Origin of the sequence: Bradyrhizobium jicamae, from assembly GCF_018130215.1 — a bacterium.
GTDB lineage: Bacteria > Pseudomonadota > Alphaproteobacteria > Rhizobiales > Xanthobacteraceae > Bradyrhizobium > Bradyrhizobium jicamae_A.
The window spans coordinates 26,156-48,548 of the sequence record NZ_JAFCKQ010000059.1 but is presented as its reverse complement, the minus strand read 5'-3'; the positions used below and the strand labels follow the sequence as shown (position 1 = coordinate 48,548).

At 64.5% G+C, this 22,393-nt stretch carries 16 protein-coding genes; 12 read left to right on the top strand and 4 right to left on the bottom strand.

From position 1 onward, the window contains the following. Positions 1-332: 332 nt before the first annotated feature. Positions 333-2,039, bottom strand: a complete 1,707-nt coding sequence (locus JQ586_RS35950; RefSeq protein ID WP_212399378.1) for a methyl-accepting chemotaxis protein — start codon at positions 2,037-2,039, stop codon at positions 333-335. Positions 2,040-2,333: 294 nt separating this feature from the next. Here JQ586_RS35950 and JQ586_RS35945 point away from each other — a divergent pair, with 294 nt between their 5' ends. The 5 genes from JQ586_RS35945 to JQ586_RS35925 all read left to right on the top strand — a co-directional run bounded on the left by JQ586_RS35945 (position 2,334) and on the right by JQ586_RS35925 (position 9,461). Then, positions 2,334-3,716: an ethanolamine ammonia-lyase subunit EutB gene (locus JQ586_RS35945; RefSeq protein WP_212399377.1), complete on the top strand. Its 1,383-nt coding sequence runs from the start codon at positions 2,334-2,336 to the stop codon at positions 3,714-3,716. Positions 3,717-3,841: 125 nt separating this feature from the next. Next, positions 3,842-5,428 (top strand): B12-binding domain-containing radical SAM protein, encoded by a 1,587-nt coding sequence (locus JQ586_RS35940; protein ID WP_212399376.1) that lies wholly within the window; start codon positions 3,842-3,844, stop codon positions 5,426-5,428. Then, a complete protein-coding gene (gene eutC / locus JQ586_RS35935; RefSeq protein ID WP_409334529.1) occupies positions 5,418-6,221 on the top strand; it encodes an ethanolamine ammonia-lyase subunit EutC in 804 nt (267 codons plus the stop codon). Before JQ586_RS35940 ends, eutC begins: the two co-directional genes overlap by 11 nt. Before the next feature lie 179 nt (positions 6,222-6,400). Further along, the gene (locus tag JQ586_RS35930) at positions 6,401-8,782 is read left to right on the top strand and encodes an RND family transporter (RefSeq protein ID WP_212399375.1); all 2,382 of its coding nucleotides are present in this window, start codon (positions 6,401-6,403) and stop codon (positions 8,780-8,782) included. 34 nt (positions 8,783-8,816) lie between these two features. Next, a complete protein-coding gene (locus tag JQ586_RS35925) occupies positions 8,817-9,461 on the top strand; it encodes a DapH/DapD/GlmU-related protein (RefSeq protein WP_212399374.1) in 645 nt (214 codons plus the stop codon). 13 nt (positions 9,462-9,474) lie between these two features. Here JQ586_RS35925 and JQ586_RS35920 read toward each other — a convergent pair whose 3' ends face one another. Next, positions 9,475-9,978, bottom strand: a complete 504-nt coding sequence (locus JQ586_RS35920; RefSeq protein WP_212399373.1) for a hypothetical protein — start codon at positions 9,976-9,978, stop codon at positions 9,475-9,477. A gap of 404 nt (positions 9,979-10,382) precedes the next feature. On the opposite strand from JQ586_RS35920, the gene JQ586_RS35915 reads away from it, so the two are divergent. From JQ586_RS35915 to JQ586_RS35890, 6 genes are all read left to right on the top strand, one after another. Next, positions 10,383-10,619, top strand: a complete 237-nt coding sequence (locus tag JQ586_RS35915) for a hypothetical protein (RefSeq protein WP_212399372.1) — start codon at positions 10,383-10,385, stop codon at positions 10,617-10,619. 199 nt (positions 10,620-10,818) lie between these two features. Continuing rightward, positions 10,819-11,697 carry a squalene synthase HpnC gene (gene hpnC / locus JQ586_RS35910; protein ID WP_212399371.1) on the top strand — a complete coding sequence of 293 codons (879 nt, stop codon included), beginning with the start codon at positions 10,819-10,821 and terminating at the stop codon, positions 11,695-11,697. Beyond that, entirely contained in the window at positions 11,694-12,530 is an 837-nt protein-coding gene (gene hpnD, locus JQ586_RS35905; RefSeq protein ID WP_212399370.1) for a presqualene diphosphate synthase HpnD, read from the top strand. Before hpnC ends, hpnD begins: the two co-directional genes overlap by 4 nt. Then, the gene (hpnE, locus tag JQ586_RS35900; protein WP_212399369.1) at positions 12,530-13,780 is read left to right on the top strand and encodes a hydroxysqualene dehydroxylase HpnE; all 1,251 of its coding nucleotides are present in this window, start codon (positions 12,530-12,532) and stop codon (positions 13,778-13,780) included. The genes hpnD and hpnE overlap by 1 nt, the downstream gene beginning before the upstream one ends. 67 nt (positions 13,781-13,847) lie before the next feature. Next, complete coding sequence (shc, locus tag JQ586_RS35895; protein WP_212399368.1) at positions 13,848-15,809, top strand: squalene--hopene cyclase; 1,962 nt, start codon at positions 13,848-13,850, stop codon at positions 15,807-15,809. Further along, positions 15,806-16,540, top strand: a complete 735-nt coding sequence (locus tag JQ586_RS35890) for a phosphorylase (protein ID WP_409334528.1) — start codon at positions 15,806-15,808, stop codon at positions 16,538-16,540. Before shc ends, JQ586_RS35890 begins: the two co-directional genes overlap by 4 nt. A 560-nt stretch (positions 16,541-17,100) precedes the next feature. Here JQ586_RS35890 and hpnH read toward each other — a convergent pair. Next, positions 17,101-18,264 carry an adenosyl-hopene transferase HpnH gene (hpnH, locus tag JQ586_RS35885; RefSeq protein ID WP_212399366.1) on the bottom strand — a complete coding sequence of 388 codons (1,164 nt, stop codon included), beginning with the start codon at positions 18,262-18,264 and terminating at the stop codon, positions 17,101-17,103. 51 nt (positions 18,265-18,315) lie between these two features. Beyond that, complete coding sequence (ispH, locus tag JQ586_RS35880) at positions 18,316-19,242, bottom strand: 4-hydroxy-3-methylbut-2-enyl diphosphate reductase (protein WP_212399365.1); 927 nt, start codon at positions 19,240-19,242, stop codon at positions 18,316-18,318. A 450-nt stretch (positions 19,243-19,692) separates the two neighbouring features. Between ispH and JQ586_RS35875 the strand changes: the two genes are divergently transcribed. Beyond that, on the top strand, positions 19,693-22,308 hold the full coding sequence (locus JQ586_RS35875) for an MMPL family transporter (protein WP_212399364.1): 2,616 nt from the start codon (positions 19,693-19,695) through the stop codon (positions 22,306-22,308). Positions 22,309-22,393 lie beyond the last annotated feature (85 nt).

Below are 22,393 nucleotides of genomic sequence, written 5' to 3'. Positions count from 1 at the left end.
GTGGTCCTACCCCCGTGCTTTCTACATTGCACGGGGCCCATGGGTGCGATCGGCACCCGGCTTTCCCTGCGCCCTCTCTGAGATGAGGGCGGAACGAAATGCAAAGCTCGGACGATTCATGTCGCGAGAATGCGAGCGTATGATTCATTGGCCGTGCTACGCATTCAGTGTCGTCCAGGCCTGGTGCGCAATTGCGCTCGGGGGCCGGGGCTCATTACCCCAAACGCGAATTGTTGCGCGACACCAGGGCCGCGTCCGCTTTCACAGCCAAGCTCGGTGGTTATGGGTCCTGGCCGTCGCCGGGACGACGTCGGAATGGTGGTGCGCTACACTCAGGTTCCCGTCCGCCGCAGGCCGCCAGTCGCATCGCTTCGCAGGGCGCGGAAGAACTGCTCGACCTCGCGCGACAGCGTCTCGGCGGTCGAGGTCAGGTCATTCGACGCGGCGAGCACCGATTCCGCCGCCTTGCTGGTCTGGCCCATGTCGTCGCGGAGCGTGCCGATGTTTGCGACCAGGGTCGCATTGCCCTGTGCGGCCATCTGCGCGTTGGCGGAAATCTCGCGCGTCGCCGCGTCCTGTTCGCTGACGGCGCTTGCGATGTTCGCGGTGACGTCGCTGATCTCGCGCACCGCATGTCCGATCTCGCGCACGGCGGCCACCGAGTTGCGGGTCGAGGTCTGGATCAGGGTGACATTCTGGCTGATCTCGGCGGTGGCCTTCGCGGTCTGCCCGGCCAGCGCCTTGACCTCATGCGCGACGACGGCAAAGCCGCGGCCGGCATCGCCGGCGCGAGCCGCTTCGATGGTCGCGTTCAGGGCGAGCAGGTTGGTCTGCTCGGCGATTGCCTGGATCAGGTTCAGCACGCCGTCGATGCGCTGGGTGGTGGCGGCAAGACCCTCGATCTCGCTGATCGACCTGTCGGTGCGCACACCGGCCTGCTCGACCGCGCCGGACGATTGCTTGACCTGCCGGCCGATCTCCTGGACCGAGGCGGAAAGCTCCTCGGCGGCGCCGGCCACGGCGGAGACGTTGCTCGAAGCCTGTTCGGTCGCGCCCGCCGCCGCAACCGCACGGCCGCTGGCGCCTGTCGCGACGCCGGCGATGCTCTGCGCGGTGTCACGCATCGCGGCGGCATTGTCGTGGACCGCGCGAAGCGCGGCGCTGATCGTGTCGCGGAAAGCGTCGACCGAGGTCTCGATATGCCGGCCGCGGGCGTTGCGCGCCTCCGAGTCCTGGACGATCTGCGCGTTGAGGCTGCGGTTACGTTCCATGGCTTCCTGGAACACCTTGATGGCTCGTGCCAGCGCGCCGATCTCGTCGCCGCGGCCGGTATGAGGGACCTCGATCGCGTCGGCGCCATCGGCAACCCGCTTGATGGTCGTGGTGATATGCGACAGCGGGCGGGCGACGGAGCGTGCGATGATCAGGACGCCGAGCACGACCACGACCAGGGCGGCCGCGCCGAGGCAGGTCAGGACAAAGGCCAGTTCGTTATTGGCGTCGGTCTGCTGCGCCAGCTTCTTGCTGCGTTCGGCGTAGACCTTGGAGAGCGCCTCGAGATCCTTGTTCAGGGCCGTGCGCACCGCGCGGTTGGCGTCGTTGTCGCCCCATTCGCGTCCAGCGGCGGCATTGATCTCGACTCCGCGGCGAACCAGTTCCTTGCGGAACTCGACGAACTGCTCGATGCGCTTCTTGAAGCTTGCGAACTGCTCCGCATCATCAGCCTGGACCAGCGTTTCCCAGTTCTTGACCACTTCGAGCACGCGCTCGTTGAGCTTCAAGAGGCCGTCGCCGTATTTCTTCACCGTCGCCGGATCGGTCGACATGTAGATGCCGCGGGATTCCATCACCACCGCGTAGACCAGCGAATTGACCCGCTCGACATTGAGCGCGGCGCGGCTCGCGAGGTCGACCGCCGCGGTCAGGTCGGCATTCCGCCGCGTGTTGTAGTCAGACAGGAATGTGATGGCCGCGGTCAGCGCCGCAATCAGCGCGAAAATCGAATACAGCCTGGTTGCGAGCGAGAATCGGGATGTCATGGGACGCCGGAACAAGAGGGCTGAGCGTGTGACGGAGACGACGTCAAGGCACCCCAGAACGCCGGGCGAGCACCTTCGGCCGCTTAAAAATCATGCAAAATCTTCATGGACGATTCCTTAATGCGCGAGCTTGCCGCGGTTCTGGAATTCGTGATTCTCGGAAGAAAATCAGCATCTTGCTTTTGCATTCCAACTTTTGTCGGATGCGGCGCCGGGTTGCAGCGGCGCGTCTGGCACCGGGACTGCAAATCAGTGTTATCTTCCGCCTGGCCTGCAACTCCCTGGTCCGTCTCCATGGTCTACCGTCATTCCATCGATGCCACGTCCTACGTGTTCGATGATCTGCGCGTCCTGCTCGCCAAGGCGACACCGCTCCGTTCCGGCGATCGATTGGCCGGGATCGCGGCCGACACCGCCCAGGAGCGGATCGCGGCGCGGCTTGCGCTCGCCGACGTCCCGCTCAGGCAGTTCCTCAACGAACCGGTGATCCCCTACGAGGACGACGAGGTCACCCGCCTGATCCTCGACAGCCATGACGGTGCGGGGTTCGTGCCGATCGCCTCGCTGACCGTGGGCGGTTTCCGCGACTGGCTGCTGTCGGATGCGGCAACCGGCGAGATGCTGCGGAAGGTGGCGCGCGCTGTCACGCCGGAGATGGCGGCGGCGGTCTCAAAGCTGATGCGCAACCAGGATCTGATCCTGGTCGCCAGGAAGTGCCAGGTCACGACCCGTTTCCGCAACACCATCGGCCTGGGCGGGCGGATGAGCGTGCGGTTGCAGCCCAACCATCCCTTCGACGATCCGAAGGGAATCACCGCCTCGATCCTCGACGGACTGTTGCTCGGATCGGGCGACGCCTGCATCGGCATCAACCCTGCGAGCGACGACCCCGAAGTGATCGGGACCTTGCTGCGACTGCTCGACGACATCATCACGCGGCTGCAGATTCCGACGCAGGCCTGCGTGCTGACGCATGTCACGACCACGCTCGGCCTGATCCGGCAGGATCTGCCCGTCGACCTCGTGTTTCAGTCGATCGCGGGCACGGAGGCGGCGAACCGCAGCTTCGGGGTCGATCTCTCATTGCTGCGGGAAGCGCGGGAGGCGGGGCTGTCGCTCCACCGCGGCACGGTCGGTGACAATGTGATGTATTTCGAGACCGGGCAGGGCTCGGCCCTGTCGGCGAATGCCCACCATCAGGTCGATCAGCAGACGTGCGAGGCACGGGCCTATGCGGTCGCACGCGCCTTCGATCCGCTGCTCGTCAACAGCGTGGTCGGCTTCATCGGTCCCGAATACCTCTACGACGGCAAGGAGATCATCCGCGCCGGGCTGGAAGATCACTTCTGCGGCAAGCTGCTTGGCCTGCCGCTTGGCGTCGACGTCTGCTACACCAATCACGCCGAGGCCGATCAGGACGACATGGACAATCTCCTGACCTTGCTGGCGGCCGCCGGCGTCACCTTCATCATGGGGGTGCCGGGCGCTGATGACGTGATGTTGAACTATCAGTCGACCTCGTTCCACGACGCGCTTTATATCCGCGACCTTTTCGGCCTCAGGCGTGCCCCCGAATTTGACGATTGGCTGTTGCGTGCAGGGCTCGCGGGCGAGGATTTTCGCCTTGCCGCCGATGCAGGACTGCTGCCCGAATTTGCGTCCCGGCTGCTCGCCTAGACCGGGATTGCAAACGCAACCATCGCCGCACAACTGCGTTAGCACACGCCACAATGTTGAAGAATTTCTGGCCCAGCGTTCGATGAAATGGTTAGATTTGCTGATGCTTCGCTTGAGGGCGGCTGATGAGAGCTGAGGGAATTGAGACGGCGCGGCGTATCCTCTGCGTCTTCCCGCGTTATACGTCGTCGTTCGGGACCTTCGAATACTCCTATCCGCTCACTGACGGGGTCAGGGCGTTCATGCCCCCGCAGGGACTGCTGCTGATCGCGGCCTATCTGCCCGAGCACTGGCCCGTCCGCTTCATCGACGAGAACCTGCGTCCGGCGACGCAGGCGGATTTCGAATGGGCTGAAGCGGTGTTCGTCAGCGGTATGCACATCCAGCGTCAGCAGATGAACGATATCTGCCGTCGCGCGCATGACCATGATCTGCCGGTCGCGATCGGCGGGCCGTCGGTCAGCGCCTGTCCCGATTACTATCCGTCGTTCGACTACCTCCACGTCGGCGAGCTCGGCGACGCCACCAACGAGCTGTTCAGGCGTCTGGCCGAGGACACCACGCGCCCGGACCGGCAGGTGGTGCTGACGACCAAGGATCGCCTGCCGATGGCGGACTTCCCGTTGCCGGCCTATGAGCTCGCCGAAGCCAAGAAGTACTTCCTCGGCAGCATCCAGTTCTCGTCCGGCTGTCCCTATCAGTGCGAGTTCTGCGATATCCCCGGCCTCTACGGCCGCAATCCGCGGCTGAAGACGCCGCAGCAGATCATCGCCGAGCTCGACAAGCTGCGCGCCTGCGGCATGACCGATACGATCTATTTCGTCGACGACAATTTCATCGGCAACCGCAAGGCCGCGATGGAGCTGCTGCCGCATCTGATCGCGTGGCAGAAGAGGACCGGCTATGTCACGCGGCTCGCCTGCGAGGCGACGCTCAACATAGCCAAGCGTCCCGAGATCCTCGAGAAGATGCACGAAGCCTTCTTCGTGACGATCTTCGTCGGCATCGAGACGCCGGATCCCGATGCGCTGAAGGCGATGCACAAGGACCAGAACATGATGGTCCCGATCCTCGAGGGCGTGCGCACCATCAATTCCTTCGGGATGGAGGTGGTGTCCGGCATCATCATGGGGCTCGACACCGACAAGCCCGAGACCGGCAAGGCGCTGCTCTCCTTTGTCGACGAATCCCGTATCCCGCTCCTGACCATCAACCTGCTGCAGGCCTTGCCGAAGACGCCGTTGTGGGACCGTCTCGAAAAGGCGGGACGGCTGATCGACGACGAGGGCCGCGACTCCAATGTGCAGTTCCTGCTGCCCTACGAGGACGTGGTGAACTCCTGGCGCAAATGCATGGAGGTCGCCTACGAGCCCGGGAAGCTGTTCGATCGCTACCGCTATCAATGCGAGCACACCTATGCCAATCGCATCAAGGTGCCGGTCAGCCCCGAGATGAAGAGCTGGGCCAATGTCCGGCGCGGCCTCGTCATTCTGCGCAACATCTTCTGGAAGGTCGGCGTGCTCGGCACCTACAGGCGCGTGTTCTGGAAGTTCGCGCTCGGCCGGCTCAAGCGCGGCGATATCGAGGGCCTGATCTCGGCGACGCTGGTCGCGCATCATCTGATCACGTTCGCGCGCGCGGCCTCCAGCGGACGGCAGAACGCATCCAACTATTCGATCCGCTTGCGCGAGGCGTCCGTCCCTGCCGAATAGAACCACACCGCCGGCGCCGCTGTCCCGTTCGCTTGCCGATCTGCGCGAGCTGACGCCAGCGCGGGTCGGTCTCGGCCGATCCGGTGCCGGCCTGCCGACCGACGCGCTGCTCGCCTTCACGCGCGACCACGCGCGTGCCCGCGACGCCGTGCACGCGGCCTTCGACGTCGCCGGCATCAGGGCCGATCTAGCCGGGCTCGGGATCACGCCGGTCGAAGTGTCGAGCCAGGTACGCAGCCGGCGCGACTACCTGCGCCGTCCCGATCTCGGCCGGATGCTCGATCCCGCGTCGATGCAGATGCTGGAGGGCAGGGGCATCGCCCCTTGTCCCTGTGCCATCGTCATCGGCGATGGCCTGTCGCCGACCGCGGTCAACGTCCACGCCGTCGCCCTGCTGCGCCAACTTTTGCCGCGGCTCGCGGCTGACAGGATCGAGGTGGGCGCGGTCGCGGTGGCGTCCGGCGCCCGCGTCGCGCTCGGCGACGAGATCGGCGCGCTCGCCGGCGCGAAGATGGTGGTGATGCTGATCGGCGAGCGGCCGGGCCTGTCGGCGCCTGACAGCCTAGGGGCCTATCTCAGCTATGCACCGCGAATCGGCCTGACCGACGCCGAGCGCAACTGTGTGTCCAATATCCATGGCGCGGGGTTGGGCTACGCGGAGGCCGCGCTCAGGATCTCGTGGCTCGTGCGCGAGGGCCTCGCGCGCCAGCTCACCGGAATTGGGCTCAAGGACGAAAGCGGCGGAGCGGCCTCGCCGCCCGCGCTCTCAGGGTGTGACAATTCGGCTACTTAACCACGGATTTTGCGGCCCTCGCGCCGATTTGACGTGGTCGTCACGCTTGCGAGGCGGGGGGCGGACCTGTAAAACCTCGCGTGTTTTCAAGGGCTAGCGCCGATCAGACGTGCCGACGAGCCTCATTCGCGCCCGGAACCCAAGCTAGACAGATTGAGCGTTTTCAGAACGGACAGCGCATGCTCGAAAAGAACTCCGAAAGTCAGGTTCACGTCGAGAAGGTCGAAGCGCCGCGGTCGGGGCTCAGCATCGCGTTCGGAATCGAGCGGCTCGGCCTGTTCCCGATGCGGGCGCCGATCCTGTCCTGCATCGTCCTCGTCATTCTGTTGATCGGAGCGGTGTTCGGCGTCCATCGGATCAAGATCGACGACTCGCTGTCGCAGCTGTTCCGCTCCAACTCCAAGGACTACAAGCAGTACGAGGCGGTGACCAAGCGCTTCCCCGCGACCGAGTTCGACGTCCTCGTCGTGGTCGAGGGCAAGACGCTGCTTGCGCGCGACAATCTCGGAAAGCTGCGCGACATGGTCACCGACATGCAGCTCGTCGACGGGGTGCGCGGCCTGGTGTCGCTGTTCTCGGCGCGCCAGGCGCCGGCGCCGGGCAAGCTGCCCGCGGCACTGTTCCCCAACGAGCTTCCGCAGGGCGAGGCCTACGACAAGTTCATCGAGACCGTCAAAACCAACGAGATCATTCGCGGCAAGTTGCTGTCGGAAGACGGCACGCTGGCGCTGATCGTGATGTCGCTCGAGCCCAAGGTGGTCGCCAGCAACGACCTCGGCAAGGTGGTCGGCGACATCAGGAAGATCATGGCCGACGACCTCGCCGGCAGCGGGCTCAACGCCGAGCTGTCCGGCGTACCGGTCATGCAGCTCGAGATCCGCAACGCGGTCGAGCGCGACGGCCTGACCTACAACATCCTCGGTATCCTCGCCGGCTGCATCATTGCCATCATCTTCTTCCGCAAGATCTCCTTCATGGTGGCGGCGGCGTTCCCGCCGATGATCGCGATCCTGCTGGCGCTCGGCGGCCTCGGCTGGGCCAATTTCAACCTCAACATGTTCCTCAACGTGATGACGCCGCTCATCATGGTGATCAGCTTTTCCGACTCGATGCAGCTGACCTTTGCGGCGCGCGACAGGCTGATCGCGGGGCAGGACAAGTTCACCGCGTTCAAGAACGCGGTGCTGGTGGTGGGGCCGGCCTGCGTGCTGACCCACGGCACCGCCGGCATTTCCTTCATCGCGTTGCAGTTCTCGGACTCCGACCTGATCCGCAAGTTCGGCGAGGCCGGGCTTGCCGCCACCATCATCGCGCTGATCGCGGTGCTGTCACTGGTGCCGGTGTTCGGCGTGCTGTTCGTGCGCAACGAGAAGATCTTCGCCGTCAAGTTCCAGAGCGCCGACGCCGGCGTGCAGGCGCTGCGCAATTTCTGCTACTGGATCGCGGTGCGGATGGTGGGCCGCCCCGGGCTGTTCAGCCTGATCGCGCTGCTCGTCGTCGGCGGCCTCGGCGTCGTGTATGCCAACCTGCAGCCGCGTTACCGGCTGGCCGACCAGGTGCCGGACAAGCAGCAGGCGGTGGCGGCATCGAACCGGCTCGATGCCAAGCTGACCGGCGCCAACCCGATCGACGTGCTGATCGAATTCCCGAAGGGCGCCTCGCTCTACTCGCCGGAAACGCTCAATACGATTGCCGACGTCCACGCGATGGTCGAGAAGTCCGCCGGCGTCGGCAACGTCTGGTCGCTGGAAACCTTGCGCCGCTGGCTCGCGGCGAAGGCCGGCACGACGGACGTCAATACATTGAAGGAATATGTCGACCTGATCCCCGAGCATCTGGTGCGTCGCTTCATCGACAAGAACCAGGACGCAGTGGTGGTGTCGGGACGCGTGCCCGACCTCGATTCGAGCCAAATCCTCCCGGTGGTCGAACACCTCGACAAGGAGCTCGACACGGTCCGCGCCGCGCATCCCGGCTACGAGATCGCGGTCACCGGCCTGTCGGCGATCGCCGCGCGTAACAGTGCCAGCATGATCGAGAAGCTCAATCGCGGTCTCACGATCGAATTCGGGCTGGTCGCGATCTTCATCGGCCTCGCATTCCGCTCGGTCGTTGTGATGTTTTCCTGCATTCTCCCCGGCATCTTCCCAGTGGTGCTGTCGGGCACGGTGCTGTGGCTGCTCGGGGAGGGGCTGCAATTCGCCAGCGTGGTTGCGCTGACGGTGTCGTTCGGCCTGGGCTTGAGCGCCACCATCCACTTCCTCAACCGCCTGCGGCTCGAGACCAGGCCCGGCGTCACGCCGGAGCTCGCGGTCGAGCGCGCCACCGTGCTGGTCGGCCCCGCGCTGATCCTGACCACGGTGGTTTTGGCCTGCGGCCTCGTCGTCACGGTGTTCTCCGACCTGCCGTCGCTGCGCCTGTTCGGCTGGCTCAGCGCGTTCTCGATGGTCGCGGCCCTGGTCGCGGATCTCTTCATCCTGCGGCCGACGTCGATGTTCCTGATCAACCTGTCGCAGAAAATTCGCGGAACCAAGGTATCCCCGCCCAACGCTGCGCAATAGGTTCGCGCGGGACGAGTGACCGGGGAAGACGACAATGAATGAAGCGGTTCGTCCGCGGCCGAAGCTCGCGGAAACCGTCATCGATCCGACGGTCAGGCTGCGCGAGAGCCGGATCGGCAAAAGCTGCGAGATCCTCGATCAATCCGCGGTCGAGTATTCCGAGCTCGGCGATTTCTCCTATCTCGGCCCGGGATGCATGGTCGCCGATGCGCAGATCGGCAAGTTCTGCGCCATCGCCGCGCAGGTGAGGATCGGTGCGCCCAATCATCCGATCGACCGTCCGTCGCTGCACCGTTTCACCTATTGCCCCGAATATTATTCCGCCACCGCGGAGCGCGATCGCGCGTTCTTCGCGAACCGTCGTGATGACCGGGTGGTGATCGGCAATGATGTGTGGATCGGTCACGCCGTGATCGTGCTGCCCGGTGTCACGGTCGGAGACGGCGCGGTGCTCGCGGCCGGCGCCGTGGTGAGCCGCGACGTTGCGCCCTATACCGTCGTCGGCGGGGTACCGGCCCGTCAGATTCGCGAGCGATTCAGCCGCGAGGTCGCCGCACAGCTTGCCCGCATCGCGTGGTGGGACTGGCCGTTCGAAACCATGATGGCGCGCCTGCCGGAGTTCCAGTCGGACGACATCGAGGCCTTTTGCGCGCGCTGGGGAAGCGACGTGCAGGCCTAGCCGAAGGGGTTGGTCAGCTCTTCGTCATCGTGATCTGGACGCCGCGGATCTCGCCCTTGGAATCGATCTGCACGTTCTGCTTGGAGCCGTTGGTCCGCAGGCTCAGATTCGCGGCAAAGCCCGACGCCTCGACGAACACGTCGATCTGGCCGCCGCCTGCGGTCCCCTGCAGATTGCCGAAGATGTTGCGGCTCGCCTCGCTCCAGTTGCCGGAGATGCGGTCGCCCTGGCTGGTCACGTCGCTGGAGAGGTCGAACTTGTAGCTGTCGCTCGCGCAATGCAGGCTCTGCTTCAGGCTCATGCCCGATGGAGCGACCTTGTAGTCGGCCTTGCAGCGGATCCGTTCGGTGGTGCCGTTGGACAACGCGACCGTGCCCGTGCCGGCCCAGGATCCGGCGAAGCCGGCGAACGGTCCGCTGGATTGGGCGTGGCCCGCAGAGACCGACAGCATCAGTGCGGCGCCGACGCCTGCAGCCTTGAGGGCGTGACCGGAAAGGCTGGAACCAAACAGCTTCATTGTGAATATTCCCGTTGAAATCAGCGCTTGCCTTGCAAGGAGCGCCTCGCCGCATCCAAGATTTAGTGTCACCGCAGTATGTTAGGTTCAAACGACAGGATTGCTGCGCGAGAGGCCGTTACACTTGGGGGACAGAATCGAAAACGATACGACGTGATCATCTCCGTTGCGCGAAGGTTTCTCCGCCATCGCCGCAGGCCAGCGAGAGGGGTGCGCGAATAGCTAATGAGAATCAATGGTTTATTCAAGGGTTTACAGCGCCGCAAATTTGGCCGCATTTAGCGGTGCTTGTCGTGGGTCCGTTGCTGCGTGACGCGGCGTCTAAACTCCCTACAAATCCGTCCCGGCCTTGCCGAAGTGCTTTTCGGGGACGGATTGTCTGCTGTCGAAAATGAAGGAATAAGATGCGTAAATTTCTCCTGGCTCTTGCCCTGTTGTCGGTCCCGCTTTCGTCCAGCGCCTTCGCTCAGCAGGAGCAGCGTGGCACGCCCGAGGAACAGAAGGCCTGCACACGCGACGTGCAGAGGCACTGTCGCGCCGTGATCGATCAGGGCGACTTCACCATTCTCGCCTGCCTGCAGCAGAACCGCGCCAAGATCAGCGCCGCCTGCGACCAGGTGCTGAAGACCCACGGCCAGTAAGACCGCCTCAAGGTCTCAAGGACCGTCAAGGCCCCGGGGGCCGGCACGCATGCCGTTCCCGGGCCAGCGCATGCTGACGGTCACACAGATAGCATTGGTTTTGGCGGCGTATTCCCCTATATGGGGCTCGCAACCCACCCGCACGCGCCTGACGACTCGCGCTTGTGCCGTGCCATGACCCGTGTAGCAAATTTTTCCGATGACCACCGCGAGCGACCTGCGATCCGGAAAGACCCACCGCGACGAGAATTTTCCCGTCGCGTCGTGGATCATTCATCCGCGGCATCGCGCCCTGATCATGGCGTTCTACAACTTCGTCCGCACCGCTGACGACATCGCCGATCACGCCACGCTGCCCGCCACGGAGAAGCTGCGCTATCTCGACCTGCTCGAAGCCGAGCTTCTGGGCAACGGCGACACCCAGAAGGAAGCGGTCACCCTGCGCCGCGCCTTCGCCGAGCGCGGCTTGCCGCCGCGCCATGCGGTAGAGATGCTGGTCGCGTTCCGCATGGACGTCACGAAGCTGCGCTACGAGAATTGGGACGACGTGGTCGACTATTGCCGTTACTCCGCGATGCCGGTCGGCCGCTTCATGCTTGACGTGCATGGCGAGAGCACCGCGACCTGGGCCGCCTCCGACGCGCTTTGTGCAGGACTGCAGATCAACAACCATTTGCAGGATTGCGGCAAGGATTACCGGAATCTGAACCGCGTCTACCTGCCGCGGGATGCGCTGGCCGTGTCGGGCGCGACGGTCGAGATGCTGGCCGAGGCGAAGTCGTCGCCGCAGCTGCTGGCGTGCCTGCAGGGGCTCGCGGTGCGAACCGCAAGCCTGCTCGACGAGAGCAGGGCGCTTGCCGGCGACGTGAAGGACTTCCGGCTCGGCCTCGAGATCTCGGTGATCCAGGCCTTTGCCGACAAGATCGTCAACATGCTGAAGGTGCGCGATCCACTCAGCGAGCGCGTTCATCTGAGCCCCGTCGAGCTGTTGCTGCAAAGCCTCGGCGGCATGGCCGGCGAGACCGCGCGCCGCGCCACCGGGCGCCGTCCGCTCTCCAAGACGGCGGCGGGCGCATGAGCGTCGAGGCGGCGGCCAACGCGAATTACGGGACGACGGCGTCCGGCAGCTCGTTCTATGCCGCGATGCGGATCCTGCCGCGTGCGCAGCGCGAGGCGATGTTCCAGGTCTACAGCTTCTGCCGCCAGGTCGACGACATCGCCGATTCCGACGGCCCGCGGCCGGAGCGCCTGGCGGCGCTGCAGCAGTGGCGCGACGACATCGACGCGCTCTACGCGGGTCATCCGCCAGAGCGCCTCAAGGACTACGTCGCCTCGGTGAAGACCTTCGGCCTCAAGCGCGAGGATTTCCTCGCGATCGTCGACGGCATGGAAATGGACGTGCCGCAGGACATCCGCGCGCCCGACCTTGCGACGCTCGATCTCTATTGCGATCGCGTCGCGAGCGCAGTCGGCCGGCTGTCGGTGCGGGTGTTCGGGCTTCCCGAGGAGGACGGCATCCTGCTCGCGCATCACCTCGGCCGGGCGTTGCAACTCACCAACATCCTGCGCGACATCGACGAGGATGCCGGTCTCGGCCGGCTGTATCTGCCGCGCGAATGGCTCTGGCACGCCGGTATCACCAACGATGATCCGGCGCGCGTCACCGCCGATCGCGCGCTGCCGAAAGTGTGCGCGCCGCTCGCCGAACGCGCCAAGATGCATTTCCAGAAGGCCGACGAGATCATGAGGCGCAATTCGCGCCGCGCGGTCCGTGCGCCGCGGATCATGTCGAAATACTACCGCGTGATCCTCGATCTGCTGATCGCGCGCGGCTTTGCCGCCCCGCGCGCGCCGGTGCGTGTGTCCAAGGCAGCCAAGATCGGCATCCTGCTTCGTTACGCGATCATCTGATGCAAAAGACCGTTCATATCATCGGCGCCGGCATTTCCGGTCTCTCGGCCGCTATGCGGCTCGCCAATGCCGGCTACGAGGTCGCCGTCCACGAGGCGACGCAGCAGGCCGGCGGCCGCTGCCGCTCCTATTTCGACGCCGCAACCAACCTCACCATCGACAACGGCAACCATCTCTTGCTGTCGGGCAACAGCCATGCAGTGAGCTACGCCCGCTCGATTGGCACCGAGGCGGGCCTGGTGGGTCCCGCGCGCGCGCAGTTTCCGTTCGTCGATCTCTCGAGCGGCCAGCGCTGGCAGCTCGATCTCGGCGACTCGCGCTTTCCGCTCTGGGTGTTCGACGAGGCGCGCCGCGTTCCCGACACGTCGTTGCGCGATTACCTTGCATTGGCGCCGCTGGTCTGGGCGGGCACCGACGCGCTGGTCGGCAAGACGATACCCTGCCAGGGCACGCTGTATGACCGGCTGGTGCAGCCGCTGCTGCTCGCCGCCCTCAACGTCGATCCGCCGGAGGGCTCGGCCGGGCTTGCCGGCGCCATCGTGCGCGAGACGCTGCTCGCGGGCGGGCAGGCCTGCCGTCCGCTGATCGCACGCGAAGGGTTGAGCTCGGTCCTGATCGAGCCGGCGGTGAAGCAGTTGCAAGACCGCGGCAACAGCGTCCGGTTCGGCCATGAGCTGCGCGCCTTCACGATGTCCGGCGACCGGGTCGCGCACCTCGAATTCGGCGGCGAGGACCGCGTGACGCTGGCGGACGGCGATGCCGTGGTGCTCGCGGTGCCGCCGCGGGCGGCGGCCGCGCTGCTGCCGGGCCTGAAGACACCGACCAAGTTCCGCGCGATCGTCAATGCCCATTTCCGGGTCGATCCGCCGCGCGGTGCGGCGCCGATCCTCGGCGTCGTCGGCGGCCTCGTGGAGTGGTTGTTCGCCTTTCCGCAGCGTCTGTCCGTGACCATCAGCAATGGCGACCGCCTGGTCGACAGGCCGCGCGAGGAACTGGCGCAGGCAATCTGGAACGACGTCTGCAAGGCCGCGGGCGTGTCGGGCGAGTTGCCGCCCTGGCAGATCGTGCGCGAGCGCCGCGCCACATTCGAGGCCACGCCGGAGCAGAATGCCCTGCGTCCGGGACCTGCGACCGGGCAAAAAAACCTGTTTCTTGCCGGCGACTGGACTGCTACCGGGTTGCCAGCAACCATCGAGGGGTCGGTGCGGTCGGGTGACCGCGCCGCCGATCTGGTTCTCGCCAGACGCTAGATTCAACCTGTTGCAGCGGCGCCGGCTCGTCACGGGCCGGCCCGCGATGAAGAGGATATCGAGCGACATGCTTTCGAGAGATCACGGCGTCACGGTCGATCCCGTCGCGCTGCAGAACAGCATCTCAAGGGCCACCGAGGCGGTGCTCGGCTATCGCCAGGCCGACGGACACTGGGTGTTCGAGCTTGAGGCCGACAGCACGATACCGGCCGAGTATGTCCTGCTCCGCCACTATCTCGCCGAGCCCGTTGACGCCGGGCTCGAAGCCAAGATCGGCAATTATCTGCGCCGGGTGCAGGGCGCCCATGGCGGCTGGCCGCTGGTGCATGACGGCCCGTTCGACATGAGCGCGAGCGTGAAGTCGTACTTCGCGCTGAAGATGATCGGCGATTCAGTCGACGCGCCGCACATGGTGCGCGCGCGCGAGGCGATCCGTTCGCGTGGTGGCGCCGCCGGCAGCAATGTCTTCACGCGTTTCCTGCTGGCGCTGTTCGGTGTCGTGTCCTGGCGCGCCACGCCGGTGCTGCCGATCGAGATCATGCTGCTGCCGATGTGGTCGCCGTTCCACATCAACAAGATCTCCTACTGGGCGCGCACCACCATGGTGCCGCTGATGGTACTGGCCGCGCTGAAGCCAAAGGCGAAGAACCCGAAGGGGGTCGGCATCGACGAATTGTTCCTCGAGGATCCGAAGTCGGTGCGCATGGCGCCGAAGGCGCCGCATCAAAGCGCGAGCTGGTTCTACCTGTTCCGCTCGCTCGATGCCGTGCTGCGGGTGATCGAGCCGATGTTCCCGAAGAGCCTGCGCCAGCGCGCGATCGACGCCGCGCTCGCCTTCACCGAAGAGCGGCTGAACGGCGAAGACGGCATGGGCGCGATCTATCCGCCGATGGCCAACATCGTGATGATGTACGAAGCGCTCGGCAAGGACGAGAATTATCCGCCGCGCGCCACCACCCGGCGCGGTCTCGACAAGCTGCTCGTGATCCGCGAGCACGAGGCTTATTGCCAGCCCTGCGTCTCGCCGGTGTGGGACACCGCGCTGACCTGCCACGCGCTGCAGGAGGCGGGCGGCGACGACACCTTCGCCAAGGCGAAGCTGGGCCTCGACTGGCTGAAGCCGCGCCAGGTGCTCGAGCTCAAGGGCGATTGGGCGGTCAAGGCGCCCGACGTCCGTCCGGGCGGCTGGGCGTTCCAGTACAACAACGACCACTATCCCGATCTCGACGACACCGCCGTCGTTGTGATGGCGATGGATCGCGTCCGGCGCCAGACCGGAACCAGGGAATATGACGTCGCGATCGCGCGCGGCCGCGAATGGATCGAGGGGCTGCAGAGCCGCGACGGCGGCTGGGCGGCGTTCGACGCCAACAACCTCGAATATTACCTCAACAACATCCCGTTCTCCGATCACGGCGCGCTGCTCGATCCGCCGACCGAGGACGTCACCGCGCGCTGCATCTCGATGCTGGGTCAGCTCGGCGAGACCGCCGCGACCAGCAAGGCGATGGCCGACGGCATCGCCTATCTGCGCCGGACCCAGCTTGCCGAGGGTTCCTGGTACGGCCGCTGGGGGCTGAACTACGTCTACGGCACCTGGTCCGTGCTCTGTGCGCTCAATGTCGCGGGGATCGATCGGAACGACCCGATGATCCGGAAAGCAGCAGACTGGCTGCTGTCCGTGCAGAATCAGGATGGCGGCTGGGGCGAGGACGCCGTCAGTTACCGGCTGGATTACAAGGGCTATGAGGCCGCGCCATCGACCGCTTCGCAAACGGCATGGGCCTTGCTTGGGCTGATGGCAGCAGGAGAGGTCGAAAACCCCGCCATTGCGCGGGGAGTGGAGTACCTAAAGGCAACACAAACGGAAAAAGGGCTGTGGGACGAGCCGCGATACACGGCTACGGGGTTTCCGCGGGTGTTTTACTTGCGATATCATGGCTACTCGAAGTTCTTTCCGCTCTGGGCGCTGGCGCGGTATCGGAATTTGAGAAGCACCAATAGCAGAGTGGTAGGGGTCGGGATGTGATTTTGGGGGCGGGGGCCGCCGAGACCGTAGGCAACGTGATTGATCCTCGGCCGGTGTTGATCGTAACTGGATTGGTGCAGGAGGCTCGCATTGCAGCGGGTCCCGGCATGATCGTGATTTGCAGTTCCAGCGACCCGCAGCAGCTGCGTGCGTTGCTGGCGACGCTTGATCCAACCACCTTCCGTGGCGTGATCTCGTTCGGCGTGGCCGGCGGGCTCGACCCGTCGCTCAAGTCGGGCGATGTCGTGGTCGCGACCGAAGTGATGGCCGGCGACACCCGCTTCCTGGCCGCGTCCGCCCTGAACGAGGAAATGATCGCCAGCGCCGCGCTCAAGCGCCGCAGGATCGTCCGCGGCGGGCTGGCCGGCGTCGAGCAGGTGGTCGCCGCACGCGCCTGCAAGGCCGCCTTGCGCTCGATCACGGGGGCCGCGGCCGTCGACATGGAGAGCCACATTGCAGCGGCCTATGCCGAGAAGGCGGGCATTCCGTTCACGGCGCTGCGCGTGATCAGCGATCCCGCCCACCGGGCGCTGCCCGACCTGGCGAAATCCGCGGTGAAGCCGAACGGCGATATCGACCTGCGCAAGGTGCTGCGCGGCATCGCACGCAATCCGCGGACATTGCGCGCATTGGTGTCGACCGGCATCGACTTCAACCGCGCGCTGCGGTCGCTGCGTGGCTGCCGCGGCTTCCTGCTCGGCAACGACGTCCTGGTTCCGCTCGAGGCCTGATTGCTCTTCGCAAGCGATCGTCCTCGATGGGCGTCCTTGCGCGGTTCGGAACTTCAGGACAACACCCTCTAAACAACGCGAGCTTCGGTTCTGATTCAATCAGGACCGAACGCGCTTCGGAGCGGAGACGCCGAGCTCTCGCTAAGAGCTATCCCGTTCCGACGGAATCTGAACCGAACTCTCCAAACTCTTGTTTTGACGCGTCTTCCTCACGCGACCACTTCGCTCGAAAACGCTCTAATCGTTCAGGGAGCGAATGGATGGTTGGATCGTGAGGCGGTAGGCGACCAATGCGCTGCCGTCCAATTCCTCGAGCCCGGTATCGCAGAGCGGGCAGCGATACTCGCCCTTCGTGCCAGGCTTCGAGGATATCTCCAGCCGCCTGAATCCGGCCCCGCAATGCGGGCAGGTCACATCACCCTTTTTCATCCGCCACCCCGTAAAAATCCGGCCTTGGCATTCATAACGCAAGTTAGGGCAGAACTTGGGACGAAGGAAAGAGAAAGGCCCGGTCGCGGTGCGGCCGGGCCTTCTCTGTCATCGATAGCTGGTCGCGGAGGTCAGGCGGCCGTCGAGTCGGTCTTGGCGGCGGCCTTGCGTTCGGCGGCGAGTGCCTCGTCGCGGCGGATCTCCGAGAGCTTCTTCTGGACCTGCTCCGAGAAGATGTACTGTGCAGGACGCTGCTTGGAGAGGTCGATTTCGGGCGCCATCGGGCCAGTGGTCGTGATGCCGCGCAGCGCGACCCACATCGCCTTCAGCGGGTTGTTCAGCGCCGCGGTGGCCGCCGTCGGCTCGTAGCCGCAATGCGCCATGCAGTCCGCGCACTTCTCGTACTTGCCGGTGCCGTAGGAATCCCAGTCGGTGGTTTCCATCAGCTCCTTGAAGGTCTTGGCGTAGCCTTCGCCAAGCAGATAGCAGGGCTTCTGCCAGCCGAAGATGTTGCGCGCGGGCATGCCCCACGGCGTGCACTCGTATTCCTGGTTGCCGGCGAGGAAGTCGAGGAACAGGCCGGAATGCATGAAGTTCCACTTCTTGCCCTTGCCAAGGGCGAACACGTCGCGGAACAGCTTCTTGGTCTTGGTGCGGTTGAGGAAGTGGTCCTGGTCGGGCGCGCGCTCATAGGCGTAGCCCGGCGACATCGACACGCCGACGCCGAGCTCGGTGGTGAAATCGAGGAATTTTGCGATCTCCTCGGCCGGGTGGCCGTCGAAAATCGTGGCGTTGACGTTGACGGTGAAGCCGCGGGCCTTGGCCGCCTTGATCGCGGAGACGGCGCGGTCGAACACGCCCTTCTGCGACACCGCCTTGTCGTGATGGTCCTTCAGGCCATCGAGATGCACCGAGAAGAACAGGTAAGGCGAGGGCTCGAACAGGTCGAGCTTCTTCTCCAGCAGCAACGCGTTGGTGCAGAGCGAGACGAATTTCTTGCGTGCCACGAGGCCGCGCACGATCTCGCCGATCTCCTTGTGGATCAGCGGCTCGCCGCCGGGAATTGCCACCATCGGCGCGCCGCATTCGTCGGCCGCGTCCCAGCATTCCTGGGCGGTCATGCGACGGTTGAGGATCGCATCCGGATAGTCGATCTTGCCGCAACCGACGCAGGCGAGGTTGCAACGGAATAGCGGTTCCAGCATCAGCACCAGGGGATAGCGCTTGCGGCCAAGCAGCTTCTGCTTGATCAGGTATCCGCCGATACGCATTTCCTTGAAGAACGGTATAGCCATTACGAAGGTTTCTTTCTGAACTTGGATAAGGTGGTCTCAGGTCAGCCCGTATCAGCCCACAGTCAGTTCGGCTGGCAGCCGAAATTCGATGTTCTCTTCGCGGCCCGGCAGCACCGAGACCGAAACCGGTCCGATCCGCCGCAAGGCCTCGATCACGTCGTCGACCAGAACTTCAGGCGCCGAGGCGCCAGCCGTGATGCCGACGGCCTTCGCATCCTTGAGCCAATCGGGGTTGAGCTCGTTACCATCGGCAATAAGATAACTCGCGACCCCAACCTCGGTGCCGATTTCGCGAAGCCTGTTTGAGTTGGAACTATTGGCGGCCCCCACCACCAAAATGACGTCCACGAGTTTGCTCAGGTCCCTTACCGCAGATTGGCGGTTCTGTGTCGCATAGCAGATATCCCGGATGTCAGGGCCTTGAATGTCTGTAAACTTGGCTTGAAGAGCCCCGATTATGTCCCTGGTGTCGTCCACGGACAACGTTGTCTGGGTGATATAGGCCACCGGGGTGTCCACCGGTAGAGTGAGTTCCGCAACATCCTCGACGCTCTGGACCAGCAGGACGGGGCCTGGAACCTGACCCATGGTTCCCTCGACCTCGGGGTGACCGGCATGCCCGATCAGGATCAGGGCGCGTCCCTTGGAGATGTAGCGCTTGCCCTGGTTGTGCACCTTGGTGACAAGCGGGCAGGTGGCGTTGAGTACAGGCAGGTCCCGCGCCGCGGCCTCTTCCTCGACGCTCCTGGCCACCCCATGGGCACTGAACACGGTGACCGCCTTCGGGGGAACTTCGGAGAGGTCCTCAACGAAGACCGCGCCCTTCTTCTTGAGGCTTTCGACCACGTATTTGTTGTGAACGATCTCGTGGCGGACGTAGACCGGTGGGCCATATTTCTCGAGCGCCCGCTCGACGATCTCGATCGCACGCACGACGCCCGCACAGAAACCGCGCGGTTGAGCAAGAAACACTTCCATAGAACGTCCGTTACGCAAATTGCACCAGCTACATTCAACGCCCGTGCGGCCATTTCGGCGCCGCAGCTATCCCGCCCGGACATTCGCAACGTGAGTTGCAATATCCGAACCAACCCGGTTCCCGCACTGGATCCACACCCAAGCATGTGGAAATACAGGGCTTTGCGGCAAAAAGGTAGCACCTTGAGGCGATGCCGCGCCTATCAGGAGGGTGTTTGAGGTATCATAGTAAAGAGAGGCGAGGCCTGCGACCGACTGTCCCCTCACTTGTTCGTCACTTTATCGCCCACTGAGGCGGTTTATACCGGCTGTCGCGGTCGCTTCCTGCTGGTTGGTGCCCTCGCCATCACGTCGAGGGAAGTTACCAAAACAACATTAGATCGGCCCCGGGAAGTCCGCTAGACAGCGGGCGTTCTCGGCCATGCTTCCCAGAGATTAGAAAGATACGAAGTGCTGACAAATATTGTTGTCTCGGTTGTTAGGACCTGTACGCGCTTTGCCCTGCCTGTTGTCATTTTTTCACTAATCCTTGCGGTCGCGGCCGGCTTCTATACGGCCCGCAATTTCTCGATCAACACCGACATCAACAAGCTGATCTCGCCGGACCTGGACTGGCGCAAGCGCGACAACCAGTTCGATGACGCGTTCGACCGCGACCGCCTGATCCTTGCCGTGGTCGAGGCCGCGACCCCCGAGCTGACCAGCTCGGCGGCAAAGGCGCTGGCCGAGAAGCTGACTACCGACAAGAAGAACTTCGAGTCGGTGACGCCGCTTGGCTCCGGCGTGTTCTTCGACAGGAATGGCCTCCTGTTCCTGCCCACCGAGGAGGTCGGCAAGGTAACCGGCCAGCTCGCGCAGTCCGCGCCGCTGGTCGAGATCATGGCGGGCGATCCCTCGATCCGCGGCCTCACCGGCGCGCTCGAAACCGGCCTTGCCGGGATCAAGCGCGGCGAGGTCAAGCTCGACAACACGGCGCGGCCGTTCAACCTGATCTCCGAGACGGTCGAGACCATCCTGAGCAAGGGCGATGCCACCTTCTCGTGGCGCGAGCTGACCAGCGACACGCCGCTCACCGATGCCGACAAGCGCGCCTTCATCGAGATCAAGCCGAACCTCGACTATTCGGCGCTGGAGCCGGGCAAGGACGCAACCGATGCGATCCGCCAGGCCGCGGCCGAGCTGAAATTCCCGACCGAATATCATGCCCGCGTCCGCCTGACCGGACCCGTGCCGATGGCCAACGAGGAATACGCCACCGTGCAGGACGGTGCGATCACCAACGGCATCGGCACCGTGGTGATCGTGCTGCTCATCCTCTGGATGGCGTTGCATTCGGCCAAGATCATCTTCGCGGTGTTCGTCAACCTGTTCGTCGGTCTTGCGATCACCACGGCTGCAGGCCTGATGATGGTGGGTTCGCTGAACCTGCTGTCGGTCGCCTTTGCGGTGCTGTTCATCGGGCTCGGCGTCGACTTCGGCATCCAGTTCAGCGTCCGCTACCGCTCCGAGCGTTTCAAGAACGACAATCTGACGCTTGCGCTCGAAAACGCGGCACGCCGTTCGGCGGTGCCGCTGTCGCTCGCGGCGATGGCGACGGCAGCCGGCTTCCTCTGCTTTCTGCCGACCGACTACCGGGGCATCGCGGAGCTCGGCAAGATCGCCGGCGCGGGCATGCTGATCGCGTTCATCACCAGCATCACGCTGCTGCCGGCGCTGCTCGACCTGCTCAATCCGCCCGGCGAGAAGGATCCGGTCGGCTACGCCTTCCTGGCCCCGGTCGACGAATTCCTGGAAAAGCACCGCATCCCGATCATCGTCGGCACGCTGTTGGTCGCGATCGCAGGCATGCCGCTGCTGCACTACATGAAGTTCGACTTCAACCCGATCAATCTGCGAAGCCCCAAGGTGGAATCGATCGCGACCTTCCTTGATCTGCGGAAGGACCCGAACACCGGCGCCAACGCCATCAACGTGCTGACGAAGTCGGAAGCCGATGCGAAGAAGATCGAGGCCAAGCTCGAGAAATTGCCGGAAGTGGCGCGCGTGATGTCGCTCGACAGCTTCGTGCCGGATGACCAGCCGGCCAAGCTGAAGCTGATCGCACAGGCGGCCCAGGTGCTCGGTCCTGCGCTCAACCCTGACACGGTCGATCCGGCACCTTCGGACCAGGAGAACGTCGAGTCGCTGAAGAGCTCAGTCGACACCCTGCGCAAGAACGCGGGCGACGGCAAGGGACCGGGTGCAGTCGCAGCGCGCAGGCTGGCCGATGCCTTGCAGAAGCTCGCCGATTCGAACGAGGCGACCCGCAACAAGACGCAGGAGATCTTCGTCGCGCCGATGAAGACCGTGTTTAATCAGCTCAGGAGCGCGCTGCAGGCCCAGACCATCACGCTGCAGACGCTGCCGCCGGAGTTCGTCGCGAGCTGGAAGGCGAAGGACGGGCTGATGCGTGTCGAGGCGGAGCCGAAGGGCGATCCGAACGACAACGACAATCTGCGCCGCTTCGCCGACGCGGTGCTCGCTGCCGAACCGACCGCAGTCGGCGGTCCGGTCTCGATTCTGAAATCCGGCGACGTCGTCGTCAATGCGTTCATCCACGCCGGCATCCTGGCGTTGGCCGGGATCAGCGTGTTGCTGTGGCTGGCGCTGCGGCGGGTGACCGACGTGCTGCTGACGCTGGTGCCGCTCCTGGTCGCGGGCATCGTGACCATGGAAATCTGCGTGCTGATCGGCTTGCCGCTCAACTTCGCCAACATCGTTGCGCTGCCGCTGCTGCTCGGCGTCGGCGTCGCCTTCAAGATATATTATGTCACGGCATGGCGGCAGGGCAGAACGAATCTGCTGCAATCGAGCCTGACGCGGGCGATCTTCTTCAGCGCGCTGACCACGGCGACTGCGTTCGGCAGCCTCTGGCTGTCCAGCCATCCGGGCACCGCGAGCATGGGCAAGTTGCTCGCGCTCTCGCTCGTCACCACGCTCGCGGCGGTGCTGCTGTTCCAGCCCGCGCTGATGGGCAAGCCGCGTGAGGTCGGCAAGGACTCAGAGGTCGGCAACGACGTCACCTGACGGGACGGTCGTCACCTGACGGGACGGTCGTCACCTGACGGGACATTGCGGTTGCGGGCAGCCGGCGCATGCGTTTTCTTCACGC

What these genes read in the sequence shown, in the direction of transcription:
- JQ586_RS35950 (WP_212399378.1), bottom strand. Translation starts at nt 2,039, where the DNA reads ATGACATCCCGATTCTCGCTCGCAACCAGGCTGTATTCGATTTTCGCG.
- JQ586_RS35945 (WP_212399377.1), top strand. Translation starts at nt 2,334, where the DNA reads ATGGTCTACCGTCATTCCATCGATGCCACGTCCTACGTGTTCGATGAT.
- JQ586_RS35940 (WP_212399376.1), top strand. Translation starts at nt 3,842, where the DNA reads ATGAGAGCTGAGGGAATTGAGACGGCGCGGCGTATCCTCTGCGTCTTC.
- JQ586_RS35930 (WP_212399375.1), top strand. Translation starts at nt 6,401, where the DNA reads ATGCTCGAAAAGAACTCCGAAAGTCAGGTTCACGTCGAGAAGGTCGAA.
- JQ586_RS35925 (WP_212399374.1), top strand. Translation starts at nt 8,817, where the DNA reads ATGAATGAAGCGGTTCGTCCGCGGCCGAAGCTCGCGGAAACCGTCATC.
- JQ586_RS35920 (WP_212399373.1), bottom strand. Translation starts at nt 9,978, where the DNA reads ATGAAGCTGTTTGGTTCCAGCCTTTCCGGTCACGCCCTCAAGGCTGCA.
- JQ586_RS35915 (WP_212399372.1), top strand. Translation starts at nt 10,383, where the DNA reads ATGCGTAAATTTCTCCTGGCTCTTGCCCTGTTGTCGGTCCCGCTTTCG.
- hpnC (WP_212399371.1), top strand. Translation starts at nt 10,819, where the DNA reads ATGACCACCGCGAGCGACCTGCGATCCGGAAAGACCCACCGCGACGAG.
- hpnD (WP_212399370.1), top strand. Translation starts at nt 11,694, where the DNA reads ATGAGCGTCGAGGCGGCGGCCAACGCGAATTACGGGACGACGGCGTCC.
- hpnE (WP_212399369.1), top strand. Translation starts at nt 12,530, where the DNA reads ATGCAAAAGACCGTTCATATCATCGGCGCCGGCATTTCCGGTCTCTCG.
- shc (WP_212399368.1), top strand. Translation starts at nt 13,848, where the DNA reads ATGCTTTCGAGAGATCACGGCGTCACGGTCGATCCCGTCGCGCTGCAG.
- hpnH (WP_212399366.1), bottom strand. Translation starts at nt 18,264, where the DNA reads ATGGCTATACCGTTCTTCAAGGAAATGCGTATCGGCGGATACCTGATC.
- ispH (WP_212399365.1), bottom strand. Translation starts at nt 19,242, where the DNA reads ATGGAAGTGTTTCTTGCTCAACCGCGCGGTTTCTGTGCGGGCGTCGTG.